The 24027-nt window shown below is 70.0% G+C and carries 20 protein-coding genes and 1 CRISPR repeat array; of the genes, 9 read left to right on the forward strand and 11 right to left on the reverse strand.

The window, feature by feature from the left end; genetic code table 11:
• Positions 1-5: 5 nt before the first annotated feature.
• Positions 6-227 (reverse strand): hypothetical protein, encoded by a 222-nt coding sequence (locus tag ABL312_RS02920; RefSeq protein WP_349359886.1) that lies wholly within the window; start codon positions 225-227, stop codon positions 6-8.
• A 177-nt stretch (positions 228-404) separates the two neighbouring features.
• Here ABL312_RS02920 and ABL312_RS02925 point away from each other — a divergent pair, with 177 nt between their 5' ends.
• From ABL312_RS02925 to ABL312_RS02940, 4 genes are all read left to right on the forward strand, one after another.
• On the forward strand, positions 405-1430 hold the full coding sequence (locus tag ABL312_RS02925; protein ID WP_349359887.1) for a LacI family DNA-binding transcriptional regulator: 1026 nt from the start codon (positions 405-407) through the stop codon (positions 1428-1430).
• A gap of 811 nt (positions 1431-2241) precedes the next feature.
• Positions 2242-2568 (forward strand): hypothetical protein, encoded by a 327-nt coding sequence (locus ABL312_RS02930; RefSeq protein ID WP_349359888.1) that lies wholly within the window; start codon positions 2242-2244, stop codon positions 2566-2568.
• On the forward strand, positions 2565-3782 hold the full coding sequence (zigA, locus tag ABL312_RS02935; protein ID WP_349359889.1) for a zinc metallochaperone GTPase ZigA: 1218 nt from the start codon (positions 2565-2567) through the stop codon (positions 3780-3782). Before ABL312_RS02930 ends, zigA begins: the two co-directional genes overlap by 4 nt.
• Positions 3779-4459, forward strand: a complete 681-nt coding sequence (locus ABL312_RS02940) for a DUF1826 domain-containing protein (protein WP_349359890.1) — start codon at positions 3779-3781, stop codon at positions 4457-4459. Before zigA ends, ABL312_RS02940 begins: the two co-directional genes overlap by 4 nt.
• Positions 4460-4499: 40 nt before the next feature.
• Here the strand turns inward: ABL312_RS02940 and ABL312_RS02945 are convergent, their stop codons facing one another.
• The 4 genes from ABL312_RS02945 to ABL312_RS02960 all read right to left on the reverse strand — a co-directional run bounded on the left by ABL312_RS02945 (position 4500) and on the right by ABL312_RS02960 (position 8378).
• The gene (locus ABL312_RS02945) at positions 4500-5402 is read right to left on the reverse strand and encodes an EamA family transporter (protein WP_349359891.1); all 903 of its coding nucleotides are present in this window, start codon (positions 5400-5402) and stop codon (positions 4500-4502) included.
• Between the two features lie 93 nt (positions 5403-5495).
• Positions 5496-6119: an NAD(P)H:quinone oxidoreductase gene (gene wrbA / locus ABL312_RS02950; protein WP_349359892.1), complete on the reverse strand. Its 624-nt coding sequence runs from the start codon at positions 6117-6119 to the stop codon at positions 5496-5498.
• Between the two features lie 111 nt (positions 6120-6230).
• Complete coding sequence (locus ABL312_RS02955) at positions 6231-7118, reverse strand: LysR family transcriptional regulator (RefSeq protein ID WP_349359893.1); 888 nt, start codon at positions 7116-7118, stop codon at positions 6231-6233.
• A gap of 117 nt (positions 7119-7235) precedes the next feature.
• Positions 7236-8378, reverse strand: a complete 1143-nt coding sequence (locus ABL312_RS02960) for an FAD-dependent oxidoreductase (protein ID WP_349359894.1) — start codon at positions 8376-8378, stop codon at positions 7236-7238.
• A 38-nt stretch (positions 8379-8416) separates the two neighbouring features.
• On the opposite strand from ABL312_RS02960, the gene mnmD reads away from it, so the two are divergent.
• Positions 8417-9100, forward strand: coding sequence for a tRNA (5-methylaminomethyl-2-thiouridine)(34)-methyltransferase MnmD (mnmD, locus tag ABL312_RS02965; RefSeq protein WP_349361326.1), 684 nt, complete (start codon positions 8417-8419; stop codon positions 9098-9100).
• Between the two features lie 74 nt (positions 9101-9174).
• On the opposite strand, the gene ABL312_RS02970 is transcribed toward mnmD, so the two are convergent.
• From ABL312_RS02970 to dsbD, 3 genes are read right to left on the reverse strand one after another with little or no spacing between them, the layout of a single operon-like run.
• On the reverse strand, positions 9175-9783 hold the full coding sequence (locus ABL312_RS02970) for a DsbA family protein (RefSeq protein ID WP_349359895.1): 609 nt from the start codon (positions 9781-9783) through the stop codon (positions 9175-9177).
• A gap of 23 nt (positions 9784-9806) precedes the next feature.
• Positions 9807-10628 (reverse strand): TlpA disulfide reductase family protein, encoded by an 822-nt coding sequence (locus ABL312_RS02975; protein ID WP_349359896.1) that lies wholly within the window; start codon positions 10626-10628, stop codon positions 9807-9809.
• A 1-nt stretch (position 10629) separates the two neighbouring features.
• A complete protein-coding gene (dsbD, locus tag ABL312_RS02980; RefSeq protein WP_349359897.1) occupies positions 10630-12516 on the reverse strand; it encodes a protein-disulfide reductase DsbD in 1887 nt (628 codons plus the stop codon).
• A 327-nt stretch (positions 12517-12843) separates the two neighbouring features.
• Between dsbD and ABL312_RS02985 the strand changes: the two genes are divergently transcribed.
• The 3 genes from ABL312_RS02985 to ABL312_RS02995 all read left to right on the forward strand — a co-directional run bounded on the left by ABL312_RS02985 (position 12844) and on the right by ABL312_RS02995 (position 15626).
• Positions 12844-13476, forward strand: a complete 633-nt coding sequence (locus tag ABL312_RS02985; RefSeq protein WP_374730171.1) for a L,D-transpeptidase — start codon at positions 12844-12846, stop codon at positions 13474-13476.
• A 75-nt stretch (positions 13477-13551) separates the two neighbouring features.
• Positions 13552-14220, forward strand: a complete 669-nt coding sequence (locus ABL312_RS02990) for a response regulator transcription factor (RefSeq protein ID WP_349359898.1) — start codon at positions 13552-13554, stop codon at positions 14218-14220.
• The gene (locus ABL312_RS02995) at positions 14217-15626 is read left to right on the forward strand and encodes an ATP-binding protein (protein WP_349359899.1); all 1410 of its coding nucleotides are present in this window, start codon (positions 14217-14219) and stop codon (positions 15624-15626) included. The genes ABL312_RS02990 and ABL312_RS02995 overlap by 4 nt, the downstream gene beginning before the upstream one ends.
• A gap of 33 nt (positions 15627-15659) precedes the next feature.
• Positions 15660-16884: direct repeats of the CRISPR family, unit length 36 nt; unit sequence GTTGCGGTTGGCCTGCGTCTTCTGAACAGCTATCCT.
• A gap of 73 nt (positions 16885-16957) precedes the next feature.
• Here the strand turns inward: ABL312_RS02995 and cas2 are convergent.
• The 3 genes from cas2 to cas9 are packed head-to-tail and all read right to left on the reverse strand — an operon-like array spanning position 16958 to position 21679.
• Positions 16958-17347, reverse strand: a complete 390-nt coding sequence (gene cas2, locus ABL312_RS03000) for a CRISPR-associated endonuclease Cas2 (protein WP_349359900.1) — start codon at positions 17345-17347, stop codon at positions 16958-16960.
• Positions 17344-18291, reverse strand: a complete 948-nt coding sequence (gene cas1 / locus ABL312_RS03005; RefSeq protein WP_349359901.1) for a type II CRISPR-associated endonuclease Cas1 — start codon at positions 18289-18291, stop codon at positions 17344-17346. The genes cas2 and cas1 overlap by 4 nt, the downstream gene beginning before the upstream one ends.
• 55 nt (positions 18292-18346) lie before the next feature.
• Positions 18347-21679 carry a type II CRISPR RNA-guided endonuclease Cas9 gene (cas9, locus tag ABL312_RS03010; protein ID WP_349359902.1) on the reverse strand — a complete coding sequence of 1111 codons (3333 nt, stop codon included), beginning with the start codon at positions 21677-21679 and terminating at the stop codon, positions 18347-18349.
• Between the two features lie 486 nt (positions 21680-22165).
• Here cas9 and ABL312_RS03015 point away from each other — a divergent pair, with 486 nt between their 5' ends.
• Positions 22166-23878 carry an iron ABC transporter permease gene (locus ABL312_RS03015; RefSeq protein ID WP_349359903.1) on the forward strand — a complete coding sequence of 571 codons (1713 nt, stop codon included), beginning with the start codon at positions 22166-22168 and terminating at the stop codon, positions 23876-23878.
• Positions 23879-24027 lie beyond the last annotated feature (149 nt).

Below are 24027 nucleotides of genomic sequence, written 5' to 3' on the forward strand. Positions count from 1 at the left end.
GCCGGTCACGCGGGACCGGACTGTTTTTGGCCACCGGCAGCGTTCCGGACCGCGCGCTCGCGCTGCAGGATGCCAACGACGAACATCAGCGTCGCGGCGAACAGCAGGAGCATCTCGCCGACATCGTCGAGAAACGCGGCGCGGGCGAACGCCCCGAGCGCGACATTGGCAAAGAACGCCGCGAACAGCGCGAGCGCCGCCAAGAGCGCCGGATAACCGGTTTTCATGATCGTCTCCTCCCCAGAAGACAGGGCGTCTCCCATCGCCCGTAATCACCATGGTAAGCGTTTGCATGACGAATGCAAGCGCTTACATTCTCTTTCCTGGCCGAAATTGTCCAAAATGCGCATTTGTCGGCCCTCGGGGCCATGGTACCTAGGGACCCCGTTCACAAGGAACACCCCATGCTCAAGTCTCCCGCGCCGACGCTCGACGACGTCGCGACCCGCGCGGGCGTGTCGACGGCGACCGTCTCGCGCTGCCTGAACACGCCGGAGCGCGTGCGGGCGGAGACGCGCGAGCGCGTGCGTCAGGCGGTCGAGGCGCTGGGCTACATGCCCCATTTCGGGGGGCGCGCGCTGGCGTCCAACCGCACCAACACGGTCGGCGCGATCATTCCCACGATGGAAAACGCGATCTTCGCACGCGGCATCCAGGCGGTGCAGGAGGAACTGGCCGCCGCCGGCGTAACCTTGCTGATCGCGAGTTCCGGCTACGATCCCGAGCGCGAGGCGACGCAGATCCAGACGCTGCTGGCCCGCGGCGTCGACGGCCTGCTGCTGATCGGCGAGGCGCGGCCCGAGACGACCTACGATCTGCTGGCCCGGCGCGGCGTTCCCTTCGTGCTGGTGTGGACGCGGCGCGCGGGGTGCCCGCACACCTGCGTCGGCTTCGACAATCTGGCCGCCGCGCGCGACCTGGCCGAGGCGGTGCTCGAGCGCGGACACCGCGACATCGCGATGATCGCCGGCAAGACCGCCTGGAACGACCGCGCTGCGGCGCGTGTGGCGGGTGTCAGGGCGGCGCTGGACGCGCGCGGGCTGTCGCTGCCCGACGCAAGGCTCATTGAATGCGATTACGCGCTGGAGGCCGGCGCCGCCGCCTTCGCCCGGCTGATGGCTGCGGAGACGCGCCCGACGGCGGTGATCTGCGGCAACGACGTGATCGCCGCCGGCGCCTTGTCCGCCGCCCGCCGGATGGGGATCGAGGTGCCACGCGCGGTGTCGGTGGTGGGCTTCGACGACATCGATCTGGCCGAGGCGGTCTCGCCGGCGCTCACGACGGTGCATGTGCCGCACCGGCGCATGGGCGCGGCCGCCGCGCGCGCGCTGCTCGCCCTGCGCGACGACGCGCCCTTGCCGGACGATCTCACCTTCACGACGCGGCTGGTCGACCGCGAGTCCCTCGCCCCGCCGCCGCCCGGCGCGTGAGGCGGCGCTCACGTCCCCCTTGCACGGTTTCCCGAAGCGGGGGCGCCGCAACGACGGGTGACGCCCGGGGCGATGCAAAGCTCCATCCGCCGGATGGCGCCGGGGCGCTTGCCGCAGATCCATGACGTCTCGTCGCGCAAATCCCTGCCGTGAAGACACCACCGCGCAGGACGATGCCGCCCGGCTCCGCTGCCTGAGACGGGCGCCGTCCAAAGGCATCCCGGCCGCCAATTCCTGAGGCCGTCCCTGTTTGCGCTCCTGTTTCCTCTGCGATCTGGGAGCAGGACGGGCGACGACGCGCGCCTTCGGGTGCGAGGCAGGGGGGCAAGCCAAGGGTCGCGAGTGCCTGCCCTTGACGGGTCCTCCGATATCGCCGGGCGTGGCGACCTTGCCGCCCCCTTCAGGCGACCGCCGGGCGTCTGGTCGACCTTCCGAAATCGCACGTACCGGACCGGCCGCTTGCGCCCGTGCCGGACTGAGCACCGGTGCTTTCGGCGCGGAGACGGCGGGCCGATCCCCCCGGCGCCCCATCGGCACTTGCAAAACGTGATAGTATAACATACCAACTTGCTGCAAGGCGGACGCGGGGACCGTGGTCCGGCGCCGGGCAACGGGACGCGCGCGCCGCGAGACGGCAATCGGAGAGGCGGGATGTGTGCGGCGGATCGCCGGGACGTCCGTCCGGCGGCGCCCTGCTGCCGGTGAGGGGCGTGCTCCGGACGCCGCGCGCGAGCCGGTCCGACCCTGACCGACCCTGACCCCGCCCGCCTCAGATCCGGCCCTGATCCGGCTCGAAACGACGGAGACTTAGATGAACCAGGACACCGAACGCGCGCATGCAGAGCACCTGCGCCAGACGCAGGATCATTATCGCTGGCGCGGCGAGCACATGGAGGCCCTTGCCGTCCTGCGGCGCGCGGAGGCCGCGATCTGGGCGCATGAGGCGCGGATCCTCGCCCATGACGCGGAGATCGCCCGCCACGAGGAGCAGATCGCCCATGGCGATGCCCATGCGGACGCGCCGCCGGCCGGCGAGCATGCCCGCTTCTCCCGCGCGCATGCGACGGGGGCGGAACACCACACGGGGCTGCTCGACGCGATCCTTGCGTTGAAGGACCATCTGGAGGGTGCGGTATGAGCCTGACCGACGGCCGTCTGCCCGTCACCGTCCTCTCCGGGTTTCTGGGAGCCGGAAAGACCACGCTGCTCAATCGCGTGTTGAACAATCGCGACGGCCGCCGGGTCGCCGTCATCGTCAACGACATGTCGGAGGTCAACATCGACGCCGATCTCGTGCGCGCCGACACGCAGCTTTCCCGCACCGACGAGACCCTGGTGGAGATGTCGAACGGCTGCATCTGCTGCACGCTGCGCGACGATCTGCTGCAGGAGGTGCGCCGTCTGGCGTCCGAGGGATGCTTCGATTACCTGCTGATCGAATCGACCGGCATTTCCGAGCCGTTGCCGGTCGCCGCGACCTTCGATTTCCGCGACGAGGACGGCGACAGCCTGTCGGACGTGGCCCGCCTCGACACGATGGTGACGGTGGTGGACGCGGTGAACCTCCTGCGCGACTACGCCAGCCACGATTTCCTGCGCGATCGCGGCGAGACGCTTGGCGAGGAGGACGACAGGACCCTGGTCAACCTGCTCGTCGAGCAGATCGAGTTCGCCGATGTCGTGATCCTCAACAAGGTCGACGACGCCGGCCCCGAGCGCACGGACGCGGCGCGCAAGATCATCCGCAGCCTCAACGCCGACGCCCGGATCATCGAGACCAATCACGCGGATGTGGCGGCGACCGAGATCCTCGACACCGGGCTCTTCGATTTCGAGAAGGCGCATGAGCATCCCATGTGGGCGAAGGAGCTCTACGGCTATGCCGATCACGTGCCGGAGACCGAGGAATACGGTGTGGCGAGCTTCGTGTACCGGGCGCGTCGGCCGTTCGTCCCGGACAGGATTGTGTCCGTCCTGAATGGCGAGATGCCGGGCGTGATCCGCGCGAAAGGGCATTTCTGGATCGCCACGCGTCCGGACTATGTCGCCGAATTCTCGCTCGCCGGCGCACTGTCCTCGATCAAGCCGCTCGGGACCTGGTGGGCGGCCGTCCCGCGTGCGCGCTGGCCGGACCACGAGGGCGCCCGCGCCTATATGGAGGCGAACTGGCAGGAGCCCTGGGGCGACCGGCGCCAGGAGATCGTCTTCATCGGCGCCGGCATCGACTGGCCGACCCTGAAGGCCCGGCTGGACGCCTGCCTGTTGCCCGAGGACGCGGCGCGGGGACCGGACGCGCTGCCGGACATGCCCGACCCGTTCCCCCGCTGGCAACGCACGGAGGCCGCGCAATGACGACGGAGCGCCGGAGGATCGCGGACGCCGCCGTCGGGGTCGGCGTCGCGACAACCCCGGACGGGCTCGCGACGCTGCGCAAACCGGGATGCGCCGCCGTGATCTGGCAGCGCCGGCCCACGGCCCGGGTGCAGTCCTGGATCGACGCGCTGGCGCCGGATCGCCTGCCTCGCGCACGCGTCATCCTGCGCCCGGATGCGGTGCGCGAGACCGTCCTGCAGATCTGCGAGATGTGCGGCACGCCCGCCGATCCGGCCCGCGCCCTGTTCGTGGAGGATGTCGCGGCGCTCACCGGTCGCTTTTGCGACCTCATGCGCACGACATGGGTGCGCTTGCGCTTCGACGTCGTGACGACGAACGCCTGCCGCAAGTTCCATATCGACGCGGTGACCGCGCGGCTGGTGTGCACCTATCGCGGACCCGGCACGCAATACGGCGTGTCCACCGACGGCGTCGAGCCGGACCGCATCTTCACGGTGCCGACCGGCGCGCCGATCCTGCTGCGGGGGACGCTGTGGCCGCAAAAGCCGCCCTCCGGTCTCCTGCACCGCTCGCCGCCGATCGAGGGAACGGGCCAGACGCGCTCCGTGCTGGTGCTCGATCCCGTCGATGCGCCCGTGGAGCCCGCCGTCACCTCGAATGGGGGTGGCGCGGGCGGCAGCGGGCCATTCCACTGAACGCCAGGCCTCCGACACCCCGATGACGCGCGCGGCGGCCTCAGGGGGCGGAGGCCGGCGTCCGCGCGGTGCCGCGCAAGGAGAGCGGGGCACCGCCGGCGCGGTTCGCGCGCTGTCCCGCCCAGACGGAGGCGAGAACGATCGCAGCGCCGAGCCCCTGCACGGGCGACAGGGACTGACCGAGCCAGATCCAGCCGAGCAGCACGGCGGTCACCGGGCTCATCATGCCGAGCATCGAGACGGCGCCCGGTTCGATCCGGGCCACGCCGCGAAACCACAGCGCATAGGTTGCCGCCGCGCCGATGAGGCCGAGCCAGGCGAGACCGGCGAGATTGGTCGGCGTGAGCGGCGGCAGCGCGGGCTCCGCCACCAGCGCGACCGGAAGCAGGATCAGCCCGCCGGCAGTGAGCTGCCAGGCGGTGAAGCTCAGGGGCGAGACGGGCGGCTGCCACTTCCGGCTGAGCACCGTCCCGGCCGCCATGGAGGCCGCACCGCCCAGGCCGGCCGCGATCCCCACCGGGTCCAACGCGGCATCAGGGCCGATCAGCAACAGCGCCACGCCGAAAACCCCGCTCGCGGCTGCCGCGACCGCGCCCGCCCGGATCGGCGTGCCGAGCCAGCCGCGCGCCATGAGGATCACCATCATCGCCTGAAGCGACCCGAGTGTCGCGGCGACCCCGCCGGGAAGCCGATAGGCCGCCACGAACAGAAGCACCCAGAACAGCGCGAAGTTGAAGCTGCCCAGCAGGAAGGCGCGGCCGAGCCAGGCGCGCGGCGGCAGGCAGCGCGTGAGCGCGAGCAGCAGCAGCCCGGCCGGCAGGGCGCGCAGTGCGGCGAGCGTCACCGGATAGCCGGCGGGCAGCGCCTCGGTCGTGACGAGATAGGTGCTGCCCCAGATCGCCGGGGCGAGCGCGGTGAGAAGAATATCGGATGTGCGGGACATGCAGGCAGCCTCCAGGAAGCGCGCCGGCGCCATCGGCGCGGTGCCGATGGCCATCGGGAATGGCGGCAATAAGGGGGTGGGTGGGGTGGCCGGTCAGGCGGCCGCCTCGGCAAGCCTCGCGCCGGCAAGCCTGGCCGCGATGCGCGCCACATGGGCGCCCTGAAACCGCGCGCCGGCAAGATCGGTCTCTGTGGGTGACAGCGACCCGTCGGCGCCGGCGATGGTCCCCGCGCCGTAGGGCGCGCCGCCGACGATGCCTTCGGCCGTCGTCTGACCCACGAAGGTGTAGGGCATGCCGGCGATCAGCATTCCGAAATGCTGCAGCGGGATCTGGGTCGTCAGCAGCGTCGCCTCGTGCCCGCCGTGCTGCGAGCCGGTGGAGGCGAAGACGGCGGCGACCTTGCCGACCAGCGCCTTGCGCGCCCACAGCCCGCCGGCCTGATCGAGGAAGGACTTCATCTGCCCGGCCATCATGCCGAAGCGGGTCGGCGTTCCGAGGATGAGGCCGTCATAGGCCTCAAGATCGGCCGGGCTGGCGACGGGCGTGTCGTCGGCGGCGTAACCGGCCGTCCGGCGCACCGCCTCGGGCACGGTTTCCGGCACGCGCCGCACCTCGACACGGGTGCCGGGCACGCTGCGCGCGCCCTCCGCCTCGGCCTCGGCGAGCGCGCGGACGTGGCCGTAACTGGAATAGTAGAGAACGAGAATGCGGGTCATGGGATCCTCACGGGGGGTTCGGGCCGTTTCGTTGCCCGGGAGGATCGCGGAAGGGCGCGGCCGGAATAACCGGCCCGCGCGCACTTCACTCTTTACGTCCGTTGAAGAATGTCAGGACCGCAGGGCCGCGCGCAGGTGGTCGAGAAACGCCGTGACCTTGGCGTCCATGCCGAGCCGCGAGGCCGTCACCGCGAAGATCTCCGGCGCGGGGAGCTCCCAGTCCGGCAGGACCCGGACAAGCCGACCGGTCGCCTCGGGCTCGCGGGAGACGAAGTCCGGCAGGGTGCCGATGCCATGCCCGGCGATCAGGAGATCGCGCAGGACGAGGCTGTTGCCGACGCGCACCGGCGGGTCGAGGTCGAGCGTGGCCGAACCCAAGGGGCCATGCAGTGCCCAGGAGGTCAGATGGTCGGCGAGCAGGAAGCCGATGATCCGGTGCCGGCGAATGTCGTCGGGCGTTTCGGGGGCGCCGGCGCTTGCCAGATAGGCAGGGGCCGCGAAGATCCGCTGCCGCACGGTGCCGATCTTGCGGGCGACAAGGGCGGAGTCCGGCATGGCGGGGCGAATGCGGATGGACACGTCGAACCCGCCCTCGACCATGTCGACCACCCTGTCGTCCAGCGACAGGGTGAGGCGCAGGTCGGGATGGGCGTCGAGAAATCCGGGCAGCATCGGGGCGACCACCGTTTGCCCGAAGGACGTGGAGGTGTTCACCTTCAAATGGCCGCGCACCACCCCGACGCCGTCGCGGATGCGCGCCTCGACGTCGGAGACCGCATCGAGGATGCCGCTCGTCTGGTCGTAGTAGAGCCGCCCGGCATCGGTGAGCGACATGGCCCGCGTGGTGCGCGTGAGCAGCGTCGTGCCGAGGCTTTCCTCCAGGAGCTTGATCTCGCGGCTGAGCAGCGCGGGCGACACGCCGAGATCCTCCGCCGCGCGCGCGAAGCTGCCGCGCTCGACGATGCGGCGGAAGGCCTGCATGACGGAGAGCTTGTCCATGCGCGAGATCCCCGGGTTTAAGAGCAGGGCGGACCGGCGCGCCCGCTGTCCCGATAGCACAGGCGGCGGACGACCGCGATGGGAGAGGCCGACCCGGCGGCCCGGGCCGGCGTCGTTTCAGGCGCGTTGTGTAGCGCCCACGGGCGCGAAGGCGGCAAGGGCCGGCGAGGTTTCGCCGTCGAGCGCGTGATCGACCGCAGCCCGGGCCATCAGGTGGGCGATGGCGAAGGTGATCTTCAGCCCGCCGGTCGCCACGACGATGGCCGGCGCGTCCGGAAGCGGCCCGAAGACGGGGGCGGTGCGCCCCGCGCGCGGACGCACGCCGGCCCAGCGTTCCACGACGCGGGCTTGCGCGAGCTCCGGGCACAGGGCGCGCGCGCGTTCGATCACGTCGTCCAGCCGGGCGTCGGTGGTGTCGGGCGCGGAGAATTCGGTCTCCGAGGTCGAGCCGACGGCGACCCGCCCGTCGTCATGCACGATGGCATAGACGCCGCTGTCGTAGACGATGGGTCGGGCGGGATCGAGCGGCCTCGGCGGCGCCAGCAGCGCCGCCTGGCCCTTGACGCCGGTGCCGCCGCTGGTCGGCCACAGCGGCTTGAGCAGCTCGAAGCCGCGCCAGCCGGCGGTGACGATGAGGCGGGCGGGCGTGTGCCGGGTCCCGTCGGCGGTGCGAAGGCTGCCGTCGGCGGCAAGCGCGCGGACGGGTGTGTGCGGCCGCAGGTCCACGCCGCGGGCGCGGCAGGCCGCCACGAGTGCGGCAATCAGGCCGCGCGGCGCCAGACGCGCGGACAGCGTGTCGCGGTTGAAGCCGTGCGAACCGGCGTCGGCGCGCGGCCAGTCCGGGTGATCGGGCGTCTCCAAGAGGCGCCACGTCGCGTTGTCCGGCCAGAGATCATACGCGCCGCGCGCCCAGCCTTCGCTGGTCCGCCGCTTGTCGGCATGCGCGATCGGCATGATCCGCCCGCACCGCCGGTATCCGCAGGCGAGGCCGGTTTCCGCTTCCAGCGCCCGCACGAGGCCGGGCAGGGCCAGAAGCCCGTCGAGCTGAAGCTGCTTTTTGGCATTCCAACCGACGGGCTGATGGGGCATCAAGGCGCCGAGCAGCCCGCCCGAGGCCCCGCCGCCGAGCGCGCCCGCCTCGAAGAGGGCGACCCGCGCGCCACGGTCGGCGGCCCGATAGGCGCACCAGAGGCCGACGATACCGCCGCCAACCACGGCGAGATCGGCGGAAGAAGCAGCGGAAGAGGCGGAAAGTGACACGTTTCGATCGCGATCGTCTGGAGTGGACGGCCGGGACCATGCCGTTTTCGACCCGGTTTGGCGACCACTTTTATGCCCGCGCGGACGGGCGGGCCGAGTGCCGGCACGTGTTCCTCGCCGGCAACGGCCTGCCGGAGCGCTGGCGCCACCTCGGGCCGGGCGAGCGCTTCGTGATCGCGGAACTGGGCTTCGGCACCGGCCTCAACGTGGCGGAGACCTGGCGGCAATGGCGGGAGACGGCGCCGGAGGGCGCGCATCTGAAGATCGTCTCCTTCGAAGCCCATCCGATGGAAACGCAGGAGATGGCCCGCGCGCTGGCCGCCTGGCCGGATCTGGCGGCTGAGGCGTCGGCCCTGGCCGCGCGCTGGGCCACGCTGTCACCTCTCCCGCGTGTCTGGGACCTCGACGCGCATACCGCGCTGGAGGTGCGGGTCGGCATGGCGGAAGAGACGGTGCCGGTCTGGGAGGGGGCGGCCGATGCCTGGTATCTCGACGGCTTCGCGCCCTCGCGCAATCCGCAGATGTGGTCGGCCGAGCTGATGCGGGCCGTCGCCGTCAGGACGCGCCCGCAGGGAACCTTCGCCACCTACACGGCCGCCGGCTGGGTGCGGCGCAACCTGATCGCCGCCGGCTTCGAGGTGGACAGGCGCCCCGGCTTCGCCGGCAAGCGCGAGATGATGGCGGGACGTCTGCCCGCAACCTGTTTGCCCGCCAACTCGTGACAGCCACCTCGTGACAGCCACCGCGCGACCGCCCCGCACCGGCCGCCGGGGCCGATGCGCGGGGCGTGCGGGGGTCAGCCGGCGCGCGCCTGTTCCACGGCCGCCAGGATCGCTTCCCGGCTCATGGCGCCGTAGTTGAGCCGCGTGTCGACCAGATAGACTGGCGTGCCGCGAAAGCCGAAGGCGCGGGCCTGGTTCATGTTGCGGTCGAGAATGCCCTGGATCCGCTCCGACTGGGCGTCGGCGCGGGCGGCGAGACGCTCCGGGTCGTATCCCGCCTTTGAAAGCGTCGCGTCGACGTCGTCGCGGCTGAGGCGTCCCTCCGTCATCATCAGCGCGGTATGCGCGGCCTCGTAGTCGTCGCCGGCCCCCAGCACGAGGCGGGCGGCATGGACGGACGGATCGCCGAAGATCGGCCAGTCCTTCATGACCAGCCGGATGTTGCCGTCCTGCTTCACGATGTCGAGCAGGTCGGGGTGGCCGCGTTTGCAGAAGGGACACTGGTAGTCGTAGTACTCGGCGATGGTGACGTCGCCCTTGGGGTTGCCGATGACCGGGATGGCCTCGTCGAACAGAACCTCCTCGACGGTCGGAATGGATTGCGCCGTCGCGGGGAGGCCGGAGGTGAGCAGTGAGGCGGTTCCGGCGGCGCCGGCGATCAGCAGTGTGCGGCGTGTCAGCATGGAAGTCTCCTTGGTTCGGGGCGTCAGGGCGTGGACGGGGTGTCTTGCGGCGCGGTCAGCCGGTCGATGTTCGATTGCAGCACCTCGCGGGAAATCTCGCCGACATGGGCGTGGCGCAGGATGCCGTCGGCGTCGATGAACAGCGTCGCGGGCAGACCGGGCGCGCCGTAGAAGCGCGACAGGTCGCTGAAGGGATCGACGAGGATCGTCTCCAGGTGGAGCCCGGTCCTGGCCAGATAGGAGCGGATGTCGGAGCGCCCTTCGCCCTGGTTGGCGAAGATGAAGTCGACATCGTCGGTGCCGGCGGCGAGCTCCGCCATCATCGGCATTTCGCGCCGGCACGGCGGGCACCAGGTCGCCCACAGGTTGACGATGCGCGGTTCGCCCGAGCCGGCGCCCAGATCGTGCGGGGCGCCGATCAGCGTCTGGAAGCTGCGGTCCGGCAGGGCAAGCGCCCGCGTGCCGCCCGTCAACTGCCAGCTGGTGTTCCACACGAAGAGCGCCAGCGCCAGCGGCAGAACGGCCCACAGCCGCAACCTCGGCTCCTTGAGGAGGAAGACGAGGCACGCCAGCACCGCCACCGCGCCGGTTGGCCAGAAGAAGCCACCCTGCCACACGTAGAAGACGCGCAAGGGATCGGCCGCGAAACTGTCGAGATGCAGCGCCACATGCCCGAGCCGGGCGGCGCCGAGGCCGGCGAGCAGAACCCACCAGGACCAGCCGTTGAAGCGCTCGTCCACGCGCCGGGCGAGCATGCCCGTGACGATCAGGAAGGCGAGGACCCCGAGCACCGCCGCGAAGCGGTCGGCGGCCATGACCAGGGGGCCGAGGGAAACCGCGTTCATGCTAGAGACGCTCCGTGGTTCGCGCCGAGCGGGTCAGCGTGTCGACCGTCACGGTGCCGACGAGACGGGTGTCGGCGGCCTCGCGTCCGGCGGCGTCGAAGAAGATCATGGTCGGCGGACCCGCCACCTGCAGCGTCCGCATCAAGGCGGCATTCTCCGCGTCGAAGTCGCTGAGGTCCGCCTTGACCAGCTGAAAGGCGGCGAGGCTGCGTTTCACCTGCGGATCGGGGAAGACGGACCGTTCGATGGTGCGGCAGGTCACGCACCAGTCGGCGGTGAAATAGACCATCGTCGGACGTTCGCCCTTCGCGGCGGCGAGCCTGGCCTGAAGATCCGGGATCGAGCCGGTGGCGGCGAAGCGCAGGTCCTCGGCGGAGCCGGGCGCCGTGGCGCCGCCGCGCTGGGCGAGCGGGGCGAGGGGTTTCAGCGGGTCGGTCCCGCCGGCGCTGGCGCCGACCAAGAGGATCACGCCATAGACCAGCGCCAGACCGCCGAGCGCGCGCAGCGAGGCCAGCGCGGTGGCATTCGGCAGCGCCGCGCTGAAGGCGAAGCTCGCGACCGCGATCAGCAGCGCCGCCCACAGGGCGAGGTCGACCCCGGGCGGCAGCAGCGGCGCGGCCGTCCATATGGCGGTTGCGAGGAACCCGAACCCGAAGACGCGCTTCACGCCCTCCATCCAGGCGCCGGCGCGCGGCAGCGCCTGTCCGCCGAGCGTGCCCATGACGATCAGCGGAATGCCCTTGCCGAGCCCCAGCCCGAACAGGGCGGCGGCCCCCAACGCCACATCGGCGGTCTGCGCGATGTAGAGCAGCGCCCCGGCCAGCGGAACGGTGACGCAGGGTCCGACGATCAGCGCCGAGGTGAAGCCGAGCAGCGCCGTCGAGCGCTTCGATCCGCCGAGGCCGCCGGTGCGCGCCGAGACCCAGTTGGTCCAGGCGTTGGGCAGCTGCAGCTCGAACACTCCGAACATCGACAGGGCGAGAACCGCGAAGAGCACCGCCAGAACGCCGGAGGTGACCGGCGATTGCAGCACCATCTGGAGGTTCTGCCCCGACCATCCGGCGGCCGCGCCCAGAAGGCCGAAGGCGGTGGCCAGCGACACGACATAGATGCTCGACAGAACGAAGCCGCGCCACGCGGTCAGCGTGTCGCCTTCCCGGGCCAGCGCGCCGGCCAGGATCGGATACATCGGAAAGACGCAAGGGGTGAAGGCGAGCAGCAGGCCGAACAGCGGGAAGCTCACGAGCACGAGCGCCACGCCGCCGCGCGCGAGCAACCCCTCGACCAGGCCGCCGGTGCGCGCCAGCTCGAAGTCGCTTCCGGACGTGGAGACGGCGGAGGTGGAGCCGGCGGGCGCGGCGGACGGGGCAGAAGACGGAGCGGAGGCGGTTTCGCCACCCGTGGTCCAGGCGATCTGCGGGCCCTCGCCAAGCGCGGCCGGCGCCCCGCCGAAGCTATCCGGCGCGCTCACCTCCAGCGTCTGCGCGTCGACATGGCGGATCTCGGGCGCATAGCACAGGCCGTCGTCCTGGCAGCCCTGAAAGGTCAGGTCCAGCGTGCCGAAAACCGGGGTCGCAAGCGTCGCGGTGGCGCTGTCGTAATAGACCTCCATCGACCCGAAGGTCGGATCGTCCTTCGCCGTCCCCGGTGGGGTGGTCAGGGGAAGGTCGGTGTCGTCCTGTCGGGCGCCGAGGTGTTCGCGATAGAGGTAGTAGCCCGGCGCGATGTCCCAGGAGAACACCAGCGCGCCGTCGCGATCGCGCGTCACCTCCAGCTGGAAGGCTTCGGAAACGGGCAGCGGGACGCCGGGGGAGGCGCTTGCCGGGCCCGCGACCGGCGGGAGCGCCAGCGCGACGAGCGCCCAGGCGGCGAACAAAACGGTTTTCATCGACTGTCGATCCTCTTGCCGGAACTGGCGGAGGGAATGCGCCCGCGACCGGCCGGGACCGGCGGGCGGGCGTTTGCGAGGATGCAGGTGACGGGCGCAGCTTAAGGCAGCCTTAAGCTGAGTGAGGCTTCCAGCGGTCGGCACGACAACAAGGAGCTTCAGCAAATGGTGCAATGTCGAACCGGCCTCGAGCCCGACACCGCGGAACGAGCGGAGGGGAGCGGACCGGCCCCCGGACAGCGGGACGGCGGAGCGGACCGCACCGCCGGGTCGCTCGGGCGGCGGGGGTTTCTCGTCGGACTGGGGGCGCTGGCGGTTTCGGGCTGTGTGAGCACGCAGACCCGCGCGCCGCGGATGGCCGCCGCCCCCGCGCCGGTGCCGGAGGTTCCGCCGATGTATTACGCGGTGCCGGGCGAACGGTTTCCGGTGCCGGAGGTCGATGTCGCCAAGCTCGACCGGCGCTACTGGCGCCGGGAGGTCGACTATCCGAACACCGAAAAGCCCGGCACGCTGATCGTCGATACGCCGAACCGCTATCTGTACCACACGCAGTCGCGCGACCGGGCGACGCGCTACGGCATCGGCGTCGGGCGCGACGGGTTTTCCTGGGCGGGGCGGGCACGCATGGCCTACCGCCGCAAGTGGCCGCGCTGGACGCCGCCGGACGAGATGGTGGCAAGGCGGCCCGATCTGGAACCCTACAGCATCGCCAACGGCGGCATGGATCCGGGGCCGTACAATCCGCTCGGCGCGCGCTCGCTTTACATCCACAAGGATGGCAAGGATACGCTGTATCGGGTGCACGGCACCTGGGATCCGGCGAGCATCGGCAAGGCCGTGTCCTCCGGCTGCATTCGCCTGATCAACCAGGACGTCATCTATCTGCACGACCAGGTCCGCGACGGCAGCACCATCGTGGTGATCCCGGACCCGGCGATGAGCCATCTCCTGGTCGGCTGAGCCGGCGCGGGCAACTGATCGGCCGTGCCGGAGCGGACGCCCGCCGGGCCGATCCAACAAGCGAGGCGAACGGGCATGCGGCTTCTCGTGGTCGAGGACGACGCGCTTCTTCTGGACGGCCTGACGGTCGGGCTGGGGCTTGCCGGGTTCACGGTGGACGCGGTGACGGGCTGCGAGGATGCCCGCGCGGCCGTCGCGGCGCAGGACTATGACGGCATCGTCCTCGACCTGATGCTTCCCGACGGCTCGGGTCTCGATCTGCTGACGTCGCTGCGGGCGCGCGGCGAGGCCATCCCGGTGGTGCTGCTGACCGCGCGCGATCAGGTGCCGGACCGGATCGCCGGCCTCGACGCGGGCGCCGACGACTATGTGGGCAAGCCCTTCGATCTCGACGAACTGGCCGCCCGCGTGCGCGCCGCCGTGCGCCGGGGCAAGGGGCGCTCGAGCGCCACGCTGCGCTGGCGGGACGTGGAACTGGACCCGGCCGCCTTTTCCGCGCAGCGCGCCGGCCAGCCGGTGAAGCTCACCCGCCGGGAGTTCGCGGTGCTCGCCGCCCTGATGGAGCGCCCGCAGGGGGTCTTGTCGAAGGCCAGCCTGGAAGACCGCATCTACGGCTGGCAGGAGGAACTGGAGAGCAACGCCGTGGAGGTGCACATCCACAAGCTGCGCGCCAAGCTGGGCGCGGATTTTATCAAGACCGTGCGCGGCGTCGGCTACCGGCTGGCCGGGGAGGGGGAGGCATGAGCTCGATCCGGGCGCGGCTCAGCCTGATTCTTCTGGGCCTGACGGGTCTGGTGTGGCTCGTCGCCGTCGGCTGGATCTATCTGGGCACCCAGTCGGAGGTGGAGCGCGTGCTCGACGCGCGGTTGATGGAGGCGGCGCGCATGGTGAACTCGCTGCTCGCCGACCGGCGCGTCGCGGTGGGCGAGACGGGGGCCTCCGACGCCGGCGCCATTGGCGAATTCGACAGCGGGCCGGCGGACTACGGCCGGCAGCTGGCCTGTCAGATCTGGTCGCTGGAGGGCAATCTCGTCGGCCGCTCGGAAAGCGCACCGGCCGCGCGGCTGGGCGGCACGGCGGGCGGCTTTTCCGAGGCGGTCGTGGAGGGCGAGCGCTGGCGCGTCTACACCATCGAGAACGCGGATCTCGGCGTGCGGGTGATGGTGGGGGACAGCCTGGAGGTGCGGGACGGGCTGGTGGGCGATGTCGTGACCGGGCTGGCGGTTCCGGCCCTTGTGGTCCTGCCGGTTCTGGCGCTGGCGATCCTGATCAGTGTGCGGCGCGGCCTGTCGCCGCTGAACGACATGGCCGAGACCCTGTCGACACGCGCGGCGAGCGACCTGCGGCCCCTGTCGGACGCGGCGCTGCCGCGCGAGATCGCGCCGGCGGTGAGCGCCCTGAACGGTCTCTTCCGCCGGGTGGAGGCGGCGCGGGAGCGCGAGCGCAGTTTCACCGCCTTCGCCGCGCATGAGCTCAAGACGCCTTTGGCCGGGGTCAAGACGCAGGCGCAGATCGCGCTGGCGAGCGCCGATCCGCAGGTGCACGCCAACGCCCTGCGTCAGATCACCGCCGGCGTCGACCGCACCAGCCGGCTCGTCCGGCAGCTTCTCGATCTGGCGGCCCTGGAGGCCTGCGACGCGGAAGAGGCGACACGCGAGGAAAACGCGGGGGAGCTTCTGGCTGCGATGGTCGCCGAGGCGGTGCCGGGCGGGCAGGGCGCGCGCGTGACCGTGGCGGTCGACGGGCCGCGCGCACGGGCCGCGCGGGTTCGCGTCGAGCCGCATTTTCTCACGCTGGCCCTGCGCAATCTCATCGAAAACGCGCTCAACCACGCGCCGGAGGACACGCCGGTGGTATGCCGGCTGGAGGTCGGCGCGGACGGTCGGGCGATCTTCGCGGTCGAGGACGCGGGGCCCGGCATTCCGGACGAGGAAATGCCGCAGGTGATGGAAAAATTCATGCGCGGCCGCAACCGGTCGGCGACCGGCAGCGGGCTGGGTCTCGCCATCGCCCGCGCCGCCGTCGCCCGCATGGGAGGCTCCCTGACCCTGCAAAACCGCGAAGACGGCGGCCTGCGCGCCGCACTGCATGTTCCGCCGGCCGGACCGTCGCCCACCGGCGCGGCGGAGCCGGGAGCCTCGTCGCACTGAGGCGCGGGCCCTGAGAGCCGGTCCCCGGCATCAAGCGCGGTTGGCCTGCGTCTTCTGAACAGCTATCCTACTCGACGTGCGCGACGTACGGGCGGCCCTGTTGCGGTTGGCCTGCGTCTTCTGAACAGCTATCCTCTCGACGTTCTGCTCATGCCGGTCGCCGGCGTTGCGGTTGGCCTGCGTCTTCTGAACAGCTATCCTGGCGATCTACGGCGATCCTTATGCGCCGGAGTTGCGGTTGGCCTGCGTCTTCTGAACAGCTATCCTCGGCGGCGCGGCCTATTGCCGGGCCTGCGCGTTGCGGTTGGCCTGCGTCTTCTGAACAGCTATCCTTATTCGCGCCGACAGCAGATGAGACGGACGGTTGCGGTTGGCCTGCGTCTTCTGAACAGCTATCCTCAGGACGAAAAGGGCGACTGTCGCCCCTGTGTTGCGGTTGGCCTGCGTCTTCTGAACAGCTATCCTCGCCGACCTTGTCGCAAGCTGGGGCATCCCGTTGCGGTTGGCCTGCGTCTTCTGAACAGCTATCCTAAGCAAATCGCTCATCAGCGGGGTGGTGGCGTTGCGGTTGGCCTGCGTCTTCTGAACAGCTATCCTCAGCACGATCCGTCCTATCCCATCGGGGTCGGTTGCGGTTGGCCTGCGTCTTCTGAACAGCTATCCTCGGTCGGAAAAGGTCGGGGAGATCGCCGTCGTTGCGGTTGGCCTGCGTCTTCTGAACAGCTATCCTCCACCGCCGCGCTTTCTCGTGTGCCCATTCGTTGCGGTTGGCCTGCGTCTTCTGAACAGCTATCCTGCGGACGGCGGGCGGCAAGACGCCCCGTCCGTTGCGGTTGGCCTGCGTCTTCTGAACAGCTATCCTGGATCAATCCGATGGGCGACGATCAGGAGCGTTGCGGTTGGCCTGCGTCTTCTGAACAGCTATCCTGATCCGCTGCCGGTGCTCGTCGGGCGGGCCGTTGCGGTTGGCCTGCGTCTTCTGAACAGCTATCCTCGCGGCCCAGTCCTGCGCCTCCCGCCGGGTGTTGCGGTTGGCCTGCGTCTTCTGAACAGCTATCCTGCGCTATCGCGTGACCAACAAGTCGCCGCGGTTGCGGTTGGCCTGCGTCTTCTGAACAGCTATCCTACACGCGTGGACCCGCCCGCGCGGAATACGGTTGCGGTTGGCCTGCGTCTTCTGAACAGCTATCCTCTTCGGCGCCGGACGTGCCTGACGGGTCGAGTTGCGGTTGGCCTGCGTCTTCTGAACAGCTATCCTCGATCCGGCGGCAAGTTCCTGCTTTCAAAGCGGAATTCGTTGCCGGATCGAGGATTTTTCACAGGTCGTCCCCTCAAAACAAAGCGATTTGCTCCGGATTCTTGCGGCGTTTGCGCCGCGACTGATCGCTGAAGCGGACGATGTTCTCGTACTGGCGATCGGTGAACTGAAAGACAAAGACGTCGCCGCGTTCCGGCAGGTTGGCGCCCACGCGACGGACATAGGTCTCGAACTGTTCCTGCCCGTTCACCAGGCGCAGATAGTTCGAATACTGGCTGCGTTCGAACCCCTGGTCGAGCAGAAACTCCCGGAACCGCGTCGCGGCCGAACGCTCTTTCTTGGTTTCCACCGGAAGATCGAAAGTCACGAGCATCCACATCAGCCTGTAAGCGGAATAATGGGTCGGCCCCGCCGGGACCGATCCTGTCCGCTCTCCCCTTCGTTGTGTGTACAGTGTGGTCATTGCGTTTCCTCCCGTGCGCGGCCAAGGCTCGCGAGAACGAGCGGGTCGAGCGGGGTTGGAAGGTCCGGCTTGGTTCCTCTCTGCGCATCGGCGCCCTCGGCGCCCAGAGCGGCGGCCACATCGCGCGCCAGCCGCGCGGCATGGACATGCAGCGGGCTCATGCCCTGCCGGCTCGGCAGGTCGAGTGTCGTCAGCGCGACAAGCTGGCGTTTCGTGTCCGGGTCGACTTGCGTGTACCCCGAGGCGGCCAGCCCGTGCACGCAGGCATCGACCAGCGGGCGGTAGGGCTCCATCAGGTCGTCGGCGAGCGCGAAGGCATTTCCGCGATTGGCATGGTGAAGGCCGAGGCCGGGATGCAGCCCGGCGGCGCAGATCGCCCGCGCCAGCGTGGCGCGCAGCACCGTGTAGCCGTAGTTCAACAGGGCGTTCGCCCCCTCCGCGTCGCGATCGCGGCGGAATTCCGGTCCCATCAGCGCCTGCCAGTAGCGCCGCGCCGCCTGCGCCTCCACATTGTCCGGATCGCCGGATTTGACCTTGCGCGCCAGCGTGTCGAAGGCGCCGGCTTCCGCCCCATGCGCGGCGAGCACGGCCCCCTGCATCCGGATCTTGGCGACAACCACGTCGCGCCACAGCCGCTTGACGCGCGGGCGCGATGCCTCGGCCTGCGCAAGCAGCCGCGCGCCTTGCAGGTGATGGCCCTGCATCGGCCAGACGCAGGCGACCGGCGCATGATTTTGCGCGCAAACCACCACCGGCACGGCCCGCTCGGCGAGCCGGGTGAAGACCGTGTTCGACCAGGTCAGCCCATGCGCATGGGCGATCACCGCCAGAACATCGTCAAGGGCCACGCGTCCGACCTCGGCGCCCGCGCGCGACACCGCGAGAAAGCCCCGGGTGACCGAGACGTGAAGACCGTCGGAAGAAAGATCAACCACGCGCTGCATGGCGTTGAGTTTACGTCAAATGCGCGCAAGTCCCCAGCCCATGCTTAAGATCTGGTTAATCGCCCTCCCGCGCCCACCAGGGTCCGGGGTCGAAGACCTGACCGATCTCGTCGACGCGCACCTGCCGCGGGCGCACCTTCTTCAGCGGGTTCGGCATGGGGCGGAAGGGCTTGTAGGTCTTTTCCTTTTCTCTGTTGACCAGATTGCCGGCCTCGAAATGCGGATCGAGGTACAGCGACTTCCCGGTTTGATCGAACTTGCGCACCTTGGCGATCACCCGCTCGCCCGTCTCGGGATGGTCGTAGGCGACCATGTCGCCCTTCATCAGGCTCATGATCTTGCGGGGGTTGTGATGCTCCTGGCGCATCCTGGGCACGAAGCCCGGCTGATGCGCCTCGAACAGCGAGACCACCTCCGCGTCCCAGCGTCCGTCCGGCAGTTCCCAAACGTCGTAGCGCAGGTTTTCGCCCGGCAGGTAGCCCTTGCGATGGCGTCCGTTCTCGCCGTGCGTGATCCACACGGGCGAGCGGGCCTCGACGATGCGCACCCGGCGGATGCCCTTGAACTTCTCGTCCGTTTCCACGAAGCGCTGCACCGCCTCCTGAAAGGCCTTGCCGCTCAGACCCCGCGTCGCCGCCATCAGCCGGTCGCGCAATTCGCTGTGACCATGCTCGTTGCCGCGAATGGCCTCGAGTTGCTTCGCATTCTCGAAGGACGAGATGGCGACGCGCCGGGAGACGAGCGCATTGCCCCTTGCGTCGACGTCGGAGGTCGGGCCATAGGCGGTGTCATTGTGCAGCTTGCCCGCCGTCTGGCCGCGTCCTTGCGCGTAGCCCTTGCGCGACACCGTGCCGTGGTCCGGCTTGTGGCTGACGGTCACCGCGCGCAGACGCTCGCGCAGGTCGTTGCGGAACTCCGGCCAGGGCGGGGCGATCTCGGCCACCGCGCGCTCGGCCGCGCTATCTTCCGCCTGTCGTGACGCCGTCTGGATGCGCTGGATCATCGAGCGGGAGGTCGCGGCGATGACGGCCGCGTCGATGGCGTGATGACGGTGGTCGAGCCGGTTCTTGACCTTGCCCGTCTCTGCGAGATTGTGGTCGGCCAGCAGATCGTTCAGCCCCCACTTGCGCCGCAGCATCTCCGTCATCCGCCCGGGCAGCGCGCGCACCCGGCTGTGGCGGCGGAACACGCCGTCGATATCGGGTTCCTCCGCGTCGTAAAGCGCGGCGAGATAGGTCAGCGCCAGCCGCGAGATATATTGCGTGTCGGTCAGCTGACGGTCCTTGAAGCCTTCCTCGTCGCCGAAGCGCTCCATCGCGTCCTGCGCGAAGCGCCACTGCTTGGCCTTGGGCAGGACGACGGCCCGCGCCAGGATGTCGTCGTAGCCCGCCTGCCACTGCGGCACGTCCGCCGGCGGGCGATTGGCCTTTGCATTATTACAGGGCGTGCAGCACAGCACCTTGTTGGACTGCCCGTCGTCCAGCGTCTTGGAGTAGGGCAGGATGTGATCGATGGCCGTCTCGCCGTTGAACAGCATGCCGGCGGAGATCGCGCGCCCGCAGTAGACGCAGACCCGGTTGACCGGCTGGTCGGGATTGAGCTCCTCCCACAGGCGCAGCCGCAGCCGGTTGTAGCCCGTGTCGGATTTCTGGTAGGTGTGGGTGAGCAACTCCGACAGCCGCTGCGCCTCGCGCGTCGTCTGCGCGAGCCTGCGGTTGACGTCCTCGCGCCTGGCGTCGTTCAGCTTGAGGTCGCGGCCGAGCTCGATGGCGATGCGGTCGGGCCGGCCGTGCCTGTCGAGGATCCGGTTGACCACCCGGCGCAGCTGGTTGAGCGCGATGTGCACGGTCGGATTGGTGATGCGGCCCATCACCTCGTCCCATTCCGGCGCCGCCGGGTCCGCCGTGCCGCCGGTGCCCGGCGGGATGTGGCGTTCCAGGATTTCCTGATACTTCGGCAGCCGGGTCAGCGCCTTGCGGTCGGGGTCGTCTTCCGCGTTGGTGCGGCCGTAGACGTTCCTGGCGGCCGCCGCCTCGGTGAGGACGAAGCCGTCGTCGTCGCGGCCCCGGGTCATCTCGTCGATCAGCGCGGACAGCGCGCTCGGGCCCAGCCGTCCGAAGCCCTGCGGCAGCGGCAGGTCCGCGACGTCCCCGGCCGCCGCGCGGGACAGGCCGCAGTCGCGCATCAGCCAGTCGACCAGCGCGCCCTTGTCCTGCTCCGTGCGCAGCCGCTCCACGATCTCCGCCCGGCGCTCGAGCGGCAGGTCTCCCCAGCCGGGGCCGAAGCGTTCGGGCCGCGACAGCGCGAAATGCACGACATCGCCGAGCAGATCCTTGCGGGTGTCGGTCTCCTTGTTGAAGCGCATCTCGCGCGGGAGCTTCAGGGTCTTGCGCAGCTTGGCGAAGGGCGCCTTGCCCTGTTTGGTCAGGTCTGTGCGCAGGTGCAGCAGCAGCGCGTCGCGCTGGTCGGGCGTGAGCTTGGTGTGCTGCTGGTCCTCGCCGACGATCTCCAGTTCGTTGACCTCCTTCAGGAGGCGGAATGCCTGAAACAGCGGATGCGCCTTGGGCAGGCGCTCCTCGGTGGGCACGTAGCTGCAACGTCCCGGCGTCACGGGGCGAAGCGGGCGCTGAAAGAAGATCGTCTCGCGCAGCTCCGCGATGGTCGCGGCATCCAGGATGTCGGGATGGTAGGGGCGCTGCGCCGCCATGATGCGGTCGAACTCGCGCTCCAGCGCGTCGCGCGAGGGGTAGAAGTCATAGGCCTTGCCGTCGCTCGTCAGCCGCGCGCGCACCGAAAGGCCGGCCTGCCGGCGCTTGTGGAGCCATTCGCCGAAGGTCCGCGCGCCGTCTTCGGCCAGCGCGGTTTCCAGCCGCGTCACGCCGGAGGCGATCAGCCCCTCCTCGGGATCGTTACTGTCCGTGCGCCGGTTGGACTTGAACCCGCGCCGCTGGGAGAGCTGAAAGAGCGCCCGGCCGAGTTCGTGTGGTTCAAGCGGGCCGTCGAGCGCCTTGGCCCGCAGGGCCAGCGCCGTCGCGGAGAGATCGCCGCCGGGCCCGTCGTCGGTGGCGCGCAAAAGGGCGGTGCGGGCGTCGGGCGCCTCCGGCATCAGGCCGAGCTCGGTCAGCAGCGCGAGCAGCCTTGCGCGACGGCGGAGATAGCGGTCGCGCCGCCGGCGCATGCCGCGCGCGATGCGCCGGGACACCGCCAGCGACTCCTGCGACCGGGGATCGCGGCCGGCCATCTCCGTGGGCGAGAAGATTCGCACCCCGACGTCGACGACGCGGCCCCGGTCGTGCGCGCCCGGTTCGCCCTCCGTCTCCAGAAGGCACCAGCCGAGGGAGTTGGTTCCAAGATCGAGGCCGAGGGTGCGAAGAAGGGGAGCGGTCATGCAAATCACCGGAGATATTGACTTGTTCGAAAAAGCCACCGAAGATTGCATCGTTCAGAAGACGCAGTCCAGCCGTTAACAAGCTGAGATATGCACCAGATAAGGCCAGCGCTCCGGCGCTGGCTTTTTTCGTGCGCTTTGGGGTGTGCGTGGGGGTGTTCGTGCCGCGCCCTCGCGATGCCTGCGCGCGGCCCGGTTTTCCGCGCGCGGCCCGTCGCATCCGCCGCCGCGCGCTCTTGACGCCCGGGCGCGCGTTTGCGATCTAGGGCTAAAAGTTGACCCCAACATGAAAGAAATGATGCGCAGGCCCGTTTTCCTTGCATGCCCGCCCGCCGGAGCGGGGGCCGATCCGCTCGCGGAGCCGGCGGACGCGACGCGCGTGGCGGCCGCTCACGCGGGAGACAGGCCCTGACCGCCGCGCCGAAACCCGACACGCAGACCGCGACCGCCGCGCCGGGCGGCGATGCGCCGCGCGCCAGACGCAGCGTGCGCGCCGTGATGGCCAGCCGGCCGCTGACGGTCGGGGCCTATGTCGTCGCTGGCCTGTGCCTGCTGCCGATGGTGGCGGTGGCCATCGCAGCGGCGCTCGGCTCGCTGGAGACCCTGCGCCATCTCGCCGACACGGTGCTTCTGCGCTACACGATGACCACGCTGGTCCTGATGGTTCTGGTTGCGGTCTGCACCGCGATCATCGGGACCGGCGCGGCCTGGCTGGTCACCATGACGCGCTTTCCCGGCGTGCGGGTCTTCGAGGTGGCGCTGGCGCTGCCCTTCGCCTTTCCCGCCTATGTCATGGGCTATGCCTATACCGATTTTCTCGATCATCCCGGCGCTGTGCAGACGGCCCTGCGGGCGGTGACGGGCTGGGGCCCGCGCGACTACTGGTTCCCGGAAATCCGCAGCGTCGGCGGGGCGGCGATCATGCTGACGCTGGTGCTCTACCCTTATGTCTACCTGCTGGCGCGCGCCGCCTTCATGCAGGAATCCGCGACCGCCAATTACGCCGCCCGCGCGCTCGGGCGCGGCCCCTGGGGCGCCTTCTGGCGGGTGTCGCTGCCGATGGCGCGCCCGGCGATCGCCGGCGGCGTGCTTCTCGCCGTCATGGAAACGATCGCCGACTTCGGCACCGTCAGCTATTTCGGCATCCAGACCTTCGCCACCGGCATCTACACGAGCTGGTTCTCGCTGGCCGATCGCGGCGGGGCGGCGCAACTGGCGCTGTGCCTGCTGAGTTTCGCGCTGTTCCTCGCCGTGCTGGAACGCATGCAGCGCGGGGCCGCGCGCAACTACGCGGCCGGAAAACGCTTCGAGCGCTTTCCCCCCGTGGCGCTGACGGGCTGGGGCCGGATCGGCGCCATCGCGTTCTGCGCCGCGCCGGTGCTGTTCGGCTTCGTCCTGCCGCTGGTGCTTCTGGTGGAAATGGGCATCGGCTCGGAGCAGGATCTCTTCTCCGACCGCTATCTCCACTTCATCCGCAATTCCGTGACGCTCGCCGGGGTGGCCTCGGTGCTGACGGTCGCGGCGGCCGTGCTCGTCGCCTTCAACCAGCGGCTCAATCCGGGGCGCCGTTCGGCCACGGCCGGACATATCGCCCGCATCGGCTATTCCGTGCCCGGCGGCGTGATCGCGGTGGGCCTGCTCGTGCCCTTCGCCTTTCTGGACAACTGGATCGATGCCCGGGCGGAAAGCTGGTTCGGCATCTCCACCGGCCTCATCTTCACCGGCACGATCACCGTGCTGGTCATGGCCTATATGGTGCGCTTCGTCGCGGCCGCGCTCAACACCTTCGAGGGCGGCCTGACGACCGTCCATCCGACCATGGACGCGGTCGCGCGCACGCTCGGGCAGACGCCGCTCGGCATGCTGCGCCGGGTGCATGTGCCGCTGTTGCGCCCCTCGGTCCTGACGGCGCTGCTCATCGTCTTCGTCGACGTGATGAAGGAGCTTCCCGCGACACTCATCATGCGGCCGTTCAACTTCGACACGCTGGCGGTGCAGGCGCATCGCCTCGCCGCCGACGAACGGCTCGCCGGGGCCGCCGTGCCCTCGCTGGTGATCGTGGCGGTCGGGCTCCTGCCGGTGATCCTCGTGTGTCGGACGCTGGCGCATGGCACCTTCAAGGGCGCCCGCGCGCGGCGCGGCACCAAGGCCGTGGCCGCCGCCGGGGCGGCGCCCGAAACCGCGACGGCGAAAGTCTGAGACCCAAGAAAACCTGACACCCCCGGCACCGGGTGGCCGCACGCGGCGGGCGAACCCTCGCTCACGCCCGCGATCCATCGCAGTGGGGCGGGCCGTTGTCCGTGCGGCTGCGCCTCGCGCTCGCGCGGGACGCCTCCCGGAAATGCAAA

This window comes from Stappia sp., from assembly GCF_040110915.1.
Taxonomy (GTDB): Bacteria; Pseudomonadota; Alphaproteobacteria; order Rhizobiales; family Stappiaceae; genus Stappia.